Source organism: Actinosynnema sp. NPDC023658, from assembly GCF_040639995.1.
In the GTDB taxonomy this organism is placed as follows: domain Bacteria; phylum Actinomycetota; class Actinomycetes; order Mycobacteriales; family Pseudonocardiaceae; genus Actinosynnema.
In genome coordinates this window covers 1-7714 of the sequence record NZ_JBFAAX010000279.1, presented here as the reverse complement: position 1 = coordinate 7714, position 7714 = coordinate 1, and the positions used below count along the sequence as shown (strand labels likewise).

Annotated in this window: 10 protein-coding genes; 3 read left to right on the top strand and 7 right to left on the bottom strand. The window is 73.1% G+C overall.

The features are described from left to right. The 3 genes from AB0G02_RS23755 to AB0G02_RS23745 all read right to left on the bottom strand — a co-directional run. Positions 1-632, bottom strand: a 632-nt coding sequence (locus AB0G02_RS23755; protein ID WP_360797666.1) for a Sir2 family NAD-dependent protein deacetylase, incomplete at its 3' end; no start/stop codon positions are given. A 10-nt stretch (positions 633-642) separates the two neighbouring features. Then, positions 643-951, bottom strand: a complete 309-nt coding sequence (locus AB0G02_RS23750) for an antibiotic biosynthesis monooxygenase (RefSeq protein ID WP_360797665.1) — start codon at positions 949-951, stop codon at positions 643-645. A 29-nt stretch (positions 952-980) separates the two neighbouring features. Further along, positions 981-2468, bottom strand: coding sequence for a M1 family metallopeptidase (locus AB0G02_RS23745; RefSeq protein ID WP_360797664.1), 1488 nt, complete (start codon positions 2466-2468; stop codon positions 981-983). Positions 2469-2485: 17 nt separating this feature from the next. Between AB0G02_RS23745 and AB0G02_RS23740 the strand changes: the two genes are divergently transcribed. Further along, positions 2486-3232 (top strand): alpha/beta hydrolase, encoded by a 747-nt coding sequence (locus AB0G02_RS23740; protein WP_360797663.1) that lies wholly within the window; start codon positions 2486-2488, stop codon positions 3230-3232. Here the strand turns inward: AB0G02_RS23740 and AB0G02_RS23735 are convergent. Genes AB0G02_RS23735 through AB0G02_RS23725 form a run of 3 tightly spaced genes read right to left on the bottom strand, consistent with a single transcriptional unit; the run spans position 3181 to position 5090 of the window. After that, positions 3181-3678, bottom strand: coding sequence for a 2'-5' RNA ligase family protein (locus tag AB0G02_RS23735; protein WP_360797662.1), 498 nt, complete (start codon positions 3676-3678; stop codon positions 3181-3183). The genes AB0G02_RS23740 and AB0G02_RS23735 overlap by 52 nt on opposite strands. 2 nt (positions 3679-3680) lie before the next feature. Further along, positions 3681-4550, bottom strand: a complete 870-nt coding sequence (locus AB0G02_RS23730) for an A/G-specific adenine glycosylase (protein ID WP_360797661.1) — start codon at positions 4548-4550, stop codon at positions 3681-3683. Between the two features lie 48 nt (positions 4551-4598). Continuing rightward, positions 4599-5090 (bottom strand): carbonic anhydrase, encoded by a 492-nt coding sequence (locus tag AB0G02_RS23725; protein ID WP_360797660.1) that lies wholly within the window; start codon positions 5088-5090, stop codon positions 4599-4601. 138 nt (positions 5091-5228) lie between these two features. Between AB0G02_RS23725 and AB0G02_RS23720 the strand changes: the two genes are divergently transcribed. Continuing rightward, positions 5229-5885 carry a hypothetical protein gene (locus AB0G02_RS23720; RefSeq protein ID WP_360797659.1) on the top strand — a complete coding sequence of 219 codons (657 nt, stop codon included), beginning with the start codon at positions 5229-5231 and terminating at the stop codon, positions 5883-5885. A gap of 4 nt (positions 5886-5889) precedes the next feature. Here the strand turns inward: AB0G02_RS23720 and AB0G02_RS23715 are convergent, their stop codons facing one another. Beyond that, complete coding sequence (locus tag AB0G02_RS23715) at positions 5890-6903, bottom strand: LLM class flavin-dependent oxidoreductase (protein WP_360797658.1); 1014 nt, start codon at positions 6901-6903, stop codon at positions 5890-5892. Positions 6904-7147: 244 nt separating this feature from the next. On the opposite strand from AB0G02_RS23715, the gene AB0G02_RS23710 reads away from it, so the two are divergent. Beyond that, a partial coding sequence (locus AB0G02_RS23710) for an amino acid permease (RefSeq protein ID WP_360797657.1) occupies positions 7148-7714 on the top strand: 567 nt, incomplete at its 3' end.

Genomic DNA, 7714 nt, shown 5'->3' with positions numbered 1-7714 from the left:
CCCGCGCCGAGTTCGAGCACGACGAGGTCGCGGTGCGCGCGCCGCCAGTCGGCCAGCGCGTCCAGCGCCCGCTGCGACGGCCCCGCGACCCACGCCCAGTCCCCGAACATGAGGATGTTCGGCCGGGCCAGGCCGCCGCAGTTGCGGCACGACGGCAGCGGCCCGGTCGCCCGCATGGTCCCCGGGTCGACGTCCACCACTAGGTCGTCGGCGGGCCACACGTCGTCCGTGCACGGCTCCACGCACTGCAGGTGGTGGATCGACCCGTGCACCTCGGCCACGTCGGTGAACCCGGCCCGCTGGAACTGGCCGTCCACGTTCGAGGTGAACACCCGCGCGCCCCACTCCCGGAGCACGCGGAACCCGTCGTGCGGCTGCGTGCGCCGGTACAGGTCGAGCCGGTGCCCGTAGAAGCCCCACGCGAGCGTCGGGTCGTCCGCGAAGTGCACCGGGTCGGCCAGCTCCTCGAACCGCAGCCCCAGCCGCTCGTAGGGCGGGTAGGCCTGCCAGAAGCCGGTGGTGCCGCGGAAGTCGGGCAGGCCCGAGTCGACACCCATCCCGGCGCCCGCGCACACCAGCACCGCGTCGGCGCCCCTGATCAGGTCCGCCGCGCGGTCGAGCGCGTCGTTCACGCCCGGCTGGTCACTTCTTCGCCTCGGAGCTGAGCACGACCTCGAACTCCAGCAGGTCGGAACCGGTGCCCACCGGCTTGGCCCGCTCGCCCGAGTGCGCCTCCTTGGCCCGGCCGCCCATCCAGTTCTGGAAGTCCTCCTCGGACTCCCACTGCGTGACGACGAAGTACCGGTCGTCGCCCTTGACCGGCCGCAGGAGCTGGAACCCGAGGAAGCCGGGTTCGGAGTCGACCGCGCCGAGGCGCGCGGCGAACCGCTTCTCCAGCTCCGGGCCCGAGCCGTCGGGCACGTGGATCGCATTGATCTTCACAACCGCCATGACCTCGACGTTACCGCAGGACGCCGGGGTCAACGACGCAGCGAACCCGGGAACAGATACTCGTCGTCGGGCAGCTCGCCGCCGCGGAACCACGCGGCGAAGAAGCCGTCCAGGTCCTGACCCGACACCTGCTCCACGTGCGCCTCGAACTCCGGCCACGACGCGTTGCCGTCCCGCTTCGCGCTGGTCCACTCCTTGAGGACGCGGTCGAACGCGGGGTCCCCGACCTGGCGGCGCAGCGCGTGCAGCGCGAGCTGGCCCTTGTCGTAGACGCCGCGGAACTCGTTGCCGCGGCCCATGTCGTAGAGCTTGCGGTTCCAGTACGTGCCGCGGTCACCGACCCGGTCGACCTCGGCGCGGTAGCGGGCGTCCAGGTCGACGCCGTCCTTCGCCTCCGACCACAGCCACTGGGCGTAGGAGGCGAAGCACTCGTTCAGGCAGATGTCGGCCCAGCTCTCCAGGCTCACCGAGTCCCCGAACCACTGGTGCGCGTTCTCGTGCACGACGGTGTCGAGGTCGGCCCACCCGGCGTAGATCGGCCGGGTCTGCGTCTCCAGCGAGAAGCCGATGTCGTCGGCCAGGAAGATCCCGCCCGCCGCCTCGACCGGGTAGGGCCCGAACTTCTCGGCCAGGAACCCGAGGATCTCGGGCAGCCGCGCCTGGTGGTCGCGGCCGTTCTCCGCGCCGGGCGCGTAGGCGTTCACCACGGGCGTGCCGTCGGGCAGCGTCGACCGGTCCACGGTCCACTTGTCGATCGCGACCGTGGTCAGGTAGGTGGCCATCGGCCGCTCGGCGGCCCAGCGGAACGACGTCCAGCCGTCCGCGCTGGTGGAGCCCTTCTCCACGCCGTTGGAGATCACCGACCAGCCGTCCGGCACGCGCGCGGTCAACGCGAACGTCGCCTTGTCGCGCGGGGTGTCGTTGGCCGGGTACCAGGTGGTCGCGGAGTGGGGCTCGCCGGCCGCGAACGCGCCGCCGCCGGCGGAGACCTGCCAGCCGTTGCGACCCAGCGCGCGGTCCTCCAGCAGGCTCGGCACGCCGCCGTAGGTCACCGTGGCGGTGAACTCCTCGCCGCTGCGCACCGGGCTCCCGGGCACGACGACCAGCTCGTGGTCCCCCTCCTGCCGGAAGGTCGCCGCCACGTCCCCGACCCGGACGTCGGTGACCTCCAGCCGGTACAGGTCGAGGTTGAAGCGGGCCAGGTCGGCGGTCGCCCTGGCGGTGATCCGCGCGACGCCGTCCAGCCGCTTGGTGCCCGGGTCGTAGCTGATCGACACGTCGTAGCCGCCGACGTCGTAGCCGCTGTTGCCGTCCTGCGGGTAGTACGGGTCGCCCGCGCCGTCGCCGCCCTCGGCGTCCACCACCGGGGGCGTGGTCGTGCCGGTCGTGTTCGTGCCGGTCGTGTTCGGTGCTGCGGCGGGCCGGTCCCGAGGCAGCCTGGCGACCACGATCCCGGCGACCACCAGCACCAGGACGAGGACGAGCAGGTAAGGGCGTGCCTTGGAGCTGATGGCCATGCCGACATGATGCACGCATGAGCGTCGCGGAGTTCGGTGGATCGGGGCAGGGCATCCTGCTGCTGCACGGCCTGATGAGCCGGGCGAGCACGTGGTGGACGGTGGCGCAGTGGCTCAAGCGCTACGGGCGGGTCGTCGCCCCGGACGCCCGCGGTCACGGCCGCAACCCGGTGCGGGGGCCGTTCCGTACCGAGGACTTCGTCACCGACGCGGTCGGGGTCATCGAGCGGTACGACCTCGCGCCCGCCGTGGTCATCGGGCACTCCATGGGCGGGCTGCACGCGTGGGCGCTCGCCGCGACCCGGCCCGACCTGGTGCGCGCGGTCGTGGTCGAGGACGTGGTGCCGGACAACACCGGCCGCACGGTCGAGGACTGGAAGTGGTACTTCGACGCGTGGCCGCCCGCGTTCGAGTCCCTGGCGCACGTCCGCACGGTCGTGGACGTGCCGCGGGTGGAGGAGATGTTCGAGGAGCGCGAGGACGGCTGGCACCTCATCGCGCACCTGCCCGACCTGTACGAGATCGCCTCCGAGTGGGGCGAGCGGGCGTACTGGGACCTCGTGGACGCGGTGAGGTGCCCGATGCTGGTGGTCGAGGCCGGCCGGGGAGGGCTGCGCGCCGGCCAGATGGCCGAGGTCGCCCGCCGGACCGGCGCGTCCTACGTGCTCGTGCCCGAGTCGGGGCACGTGGTGCACGACGAGGCGCCGGAGGTCTACCGGGGTGCGGTGGAGGCGTTCCTCAGCGGGTCGATCGAGCCGGTCTGAGTGTCCACGATGGCCATCTCGCGGGTCCTGGCGCGGATCGGCGTGATCGGGTGCAGCTCGGTGAACGCCGCCTTCACCTCGGCGTCCTCGCCGGTGACCAGCGTGCAGTGCGGCACCCAGCTGCCCGGCAGGTGGTGGGCGTTCGGGTGCTTCACCCGGCCCGCCAGCACGTCGTGCACGGCCGAGTGGACGGCCAGCAGCTCGGCGTCCACGACCGCGCCCAGCCGGAGGGCGTTCTCCGTGGCGCTGAGCGTGTGCAGCCAGACGTCGGGCAGCCACAGCCGGGACAGGTCCTCGCGCAGCTCGGCGCGCACCTTGGGCCCGATCGTGCCCGCCGCCGCGTAGGTCAGGTGCGGCGGCAGCTCGGACGTCGCCCCGATCCGCCGCCACAGGGCGCGCACGGCGGCGTCGGCCTCGGCGTCGAAGAACACCACCAGCACGTGCACGGTCAGTGCTCCCCGGGCAGCGCGAACAAGCCCTCGCGGGTCTGCTCGACCAGGCCGTCGACCAGCAGCGAGTGCAGGCACCGGTCCCGCTGGCCCGCGTCGGACCACACCACGTCGAGCTGGGCCTTGGCCACCGGTTCGGCCGTGCCGCGCAGCACGTCCAGCAGCAGGCCGCGCACCTGCCGGTCGGTGCCCGCGAACTTCTGCACGACCTTCGCCGGCCCGTCGTAGGCGGGACGGCCGTTGAGCTGCCACGCGCACTCGGCGAACACCGGGCAGTCGGCGCACTTCGGCGCACGGGCCGTGCAGACGAGCGCGCCCAGCTCCATCAGCGCGGCCGAGTAGACGGCGGCGTGCTCGTCGGGCAGCAGCGCCTCGACGTCGCGGAGGTCCTTGGTCGTGGACGGCGGGCCCGCGTCACCCGCGCCGTGCACCGCGCGGGCCACGACACGTCGCACGTTCGTGTCGACCACCGGGCACTTCTGCCCGTAGGCGAACGCGGCGACCGCCCGCGCCGTGTACGCGCCGATGCCGGGCAGCGCGAGCAGGGTGTCCACGTCGCTGGGCACGACGTCGTCGTGCTGCTCGGTGATGGCCTGCGCGGCGGCGTGCAGCCGGAGGGCGCGGCGCGGGTAGCCGAGCTTGCCCCAGGCCCGCAGCACCTCGCCCTGGCCCGCCGCCGCCATCGCGGACGGCGTCGGCCACCGGGCCAGCCACTCGTGCCAGATCGGCTCGACCCGGGCGACGGGGGTCTGCTGCAGCATGATCTCGCTGACCAGCACGCCCCAGGCCGTGCACTCCGGCCGTCGCCAGGGCAGGTCGCGGGCGGTGTCGGCGAACCAGTCGAGGAGGAGCTCGGCGTCCAGGCTCATAGCGCCGCACAGTCTCCCACGACCGGGCCGCCGGTCCGCGCGGTGAGGTCAGACGACCTCGGTCAGCTCACCGGTGTGCACGTCGTAGACGAAGCCGCGCACGTTGTCGCGGTGCGGCAGGAAGGCGCTGTGCCGCACCCGGTTCACCGAGCCGCGCACGCTGTCCTTCACCTCGCGGAAGGCCTCGACCGACCAGGTCGGGCGCAGGCCGGAGGACTCCTCCAGCTCGTCCTTGAAGTCGTCCTCGGTGACCAGCTCCAGGCCGCAGTTGGTGTGGTGCACCAGCAGCACCTCGCGGGTGCCGAGCTTGCGCTGGCTCAGCGCCAGCGAGCGGATCATGTCGTCGGTCACCACGCCGCCCGCGTTGCGCAGCACGTGCGCCTCGCCCTGCTTCAGCCCGAAGATCTCGAACACCCGGATGCGGGAGTCCATGCAGGTCAGGATCGCCACCTGCATCGAGGGCTTCGGCGAGGATCGGTCGCCGGGGACGATGTTGCCCAGTTCGGCGTTCCGGCTCAGCAGCTCGTCGATCGCGGTCATCGCACACCTCCCGTGTTTCCCTGAGATTGGAACCGGTGTCCCGCATGCCGGCAAGTGAATCGGGCGTACCTCACGTTCACCGCATCGGGTGACCGATGCTTCCGCAAAGATTCCAGTCGGCTTGGATACGTTCACCGCGTGACCGAGACCACAGACCCGCACCCGAGGTCGGTGTACCGGCGGCGGCGCGCGCTCGCCGGCGCCGGCGCGGTGGTCGTGGCGGTCCTCGTGGTCTGGCTGGTCGGCGCGCTGATCGGGCACGGCGACCCGGCGCCGGTCGCGGCCCGCCCGTCGTCCCGCCCGCCCGAGCCCGTCCCCACGTCGGTGACCACCTCGTCCTCGACCACGCCCCCGCCACCGCCCCCGGCGGAGCCGCCGAAGCCGACACCGCCGCCCGGCCCGCCACCGCCGTGCGACGACGCGCAGGTGGCCGTGGCGGCCGAGGTGGACAAGCCGTCCGCACCCGCCGGGCAGCCCGTGCGGTTCACGATCGTGGTGTCCAACACCGGTCCGCTGCCGTGCGCGAAGGAGATCGGCCGCAAGGTGCGGGAGCTGGTCGTGACGAGCGTCGACGGCCTCACCCGGTTGTGGTCGAGCAACGACTGCTTCGCCACGGACGGCACGGAGGTGCGCGTGATGGGGCCGGGGGAGCGGTTCACCTACGGCCTGCGGTGGGAGGGCGGCACGTCCGAGCCGGGTTGCCGCAAGCGCGCCCCGCTCGGCGCGGGCGACTACCTGCTGACCGCGATCGTCGCGGGCAAGGCGAGCCACCCGGTGGTGTTCCGCGTGACGTGAGCCGTCACGGCCGCCACCCCAGGGCCGGGCCGAGCGCGGTGGCGATGTCGGTGAGGATCTGCGCGTAGTCGTCGTGCTCGAAGGTGAACGGCAGCGCGAACGCCACCTCGTCCACCTCGCGGAACGCGGCGTGCTCGTGCAGGCGCTCGGAGATCTCCGCCGCCGTGCCGACGAAGTCCGGGGAGAACAGCAGGCCCGCCGGACCCTGCGGGGTGGCGGTGCGGGGCAGGCGCGCGGCCGCGTAGTCGCGGTACCGGGCGCGTTGCGCGGGTGTGGCGGAGTCCGTCGGGATGACCACCAGGCCCTGCGAGACGCGGGCGCGCGCGCCGTCGGGGTGCGCCTCGCGGAAGGCCCGGATGTGCGAGAGCTGGATGTCCGCGAAACCGGTCCGGCCCTCGGCCTTCACCACGCTGCTGACCAGCAGGTTCATCCCGTGCTCGCCCGCCCACCTGGCGGAGGCGAGGCTGCCGCCGCCGTACCAGAGGCGCTCGGCCAGGCCGGGGGAGTGCGGCTGGACGCGGTCGGAGAAGACCTCGATGCCCTCCGTGCCGCGGAAGTCGGTGACGGGCTCGCCGCGCACGTGGGCCAGCAGCCGTTCGACGCGCCGGTAGCCGAAGTCCTCGACGTCCCCCGAGTCCGGGTAGAGCGCCTCCCTGACCCGGTCGTAGTGCATCGGCGGGCCGACGCTCACGCCCGGGTTGAGCCGGCCGCCGGACAGCACGTCCACGGTGGCCAGGTCTTCGGCCAGGCGCAGCGGGTTCTCCCAGCCGAGGGGGATGACCGCGGTGCCCAGCTCGATGCGGCTGGTCCGCTGGGTCGCCGCGGCGAGCAGCGCCACGGGCGAGGAGATGCCGAACTGGAGGTGCCGGTGCCGCACCCAGGCGCTGTCGAACCCGAGCCGTTCCCCGAGGGCGATGACGTCCAACGTGGACTCGTGCCCGCGCCGGGGGTCGGCCTCGTCGAACAGGCCGATGGTGAGGAAGCCGAGCTTGCGCAGCGGTTCGCCGGGTGGTGGCACGTTCTGATTGTCGCCCCTGCCGCCGGCGGTCCGCAGGTGGCGGATCGGGCACGGTCCGGTCGTCGCGCCTACCGCAGGTTGTCCACAGGTGGCGGATCAGGGACGGTTCGGTCGCCGCCCTTGCCGCTGGTTGTCCACAGACGGCGAAGCGGGCACGGCCTGATCGTCGCGCCTACCGCAGGTTGTCCACATGTGGCGGACTGGGAACGGTCCGGTCGTCGCGCCTGCCGCGGGTTGTCCACAGTTGGCGGATCGGGTGGCCCGGCTGTCGGTGGTCGGTGGCAGGGTAAAAGCAGGGGTCCCCTGGGCGGGGACCCCTGCGGCACACCTGGCGCAGGAGTTCCGCAACCCGGAGCGGGACCTGCCGCGCGCCACGGGCATCGCCGTCGCGATCGTGGGTCTGCTCTACCTGTCGGTGGCGTTCGCGATCATCGCGGTGCTCGGCCCGGCCGCCGCCGAGTCGGAGGCGCCGCTGGGCCAGCTGATCGCGCGCACGGTCGGCGGTGACGTGAAGGTGGTGGCGGCCGTCGCGGCGGTGCTGCTGACCGTCGGGTCGATCAACGCCTACATGGCCAGCGCGTCGAAGCTGAGCGCGGCGCTGGCGCGTGACGGCGCGTTCCCGCGCGGCCTGTCCGGCGGCACGGTCGCGGGCGAGGTGCCCCGCCGCAGCCTCGTGGTCGTGGTCGCGCTGTGCTACCTGTCCCTGGCGGTGGCCATCGGCACGGGCACCGGCGCCCGGCTGCTGGTCCTGCTCACCACCGGGCAGTTCGTGGCGGTGTACCTGATCGGCACGGCGGCGGCGTTGAAGATC

What these genes read in the sequence shown, in the direction of transcription:
- AB0G02_RS23750 (WP_360797665.1), bottom strand. Translation starts at nt 951, where the DNA reads ATGGCGGTTGTGAAGATCAATGCGATCCACGTGCCCGACGGCTCGGGC.
- AB0G02_RS23745 (WP_360797664.1), bottom strand. Translation starts at nt 2,468, where the DNA reads ATGGCCATCAGCTCCAAGGCACGCCCTTACCTGCTCGTCCTCGTCCTG.
- AB0G02_RS23740 (WP_360797663.1), top strand. Translation starts at nt 2,486, where the DNA reads ATGAGCGTCGCGGAGTTCGGTGGATCGGGGCAGGGCATCCTGCTGCTG.
- AB0G02_RS23730 (WP_360797661.1), bottom strand. Translation starts at nt 4,550, where the DNA reads ATGAGCCTGGACGCCGAGCTCCTCCTCGACTGGTTCGCCGACACCGCC.
- AB0G02_RS23725 (WP_360797660.1), bottom strand. Translation starts at nt 5,090, where the DNA reads ATGACCGCGATCGACGAGCTGCTGAGCCGGAACGCCGAACTGGGCAAC.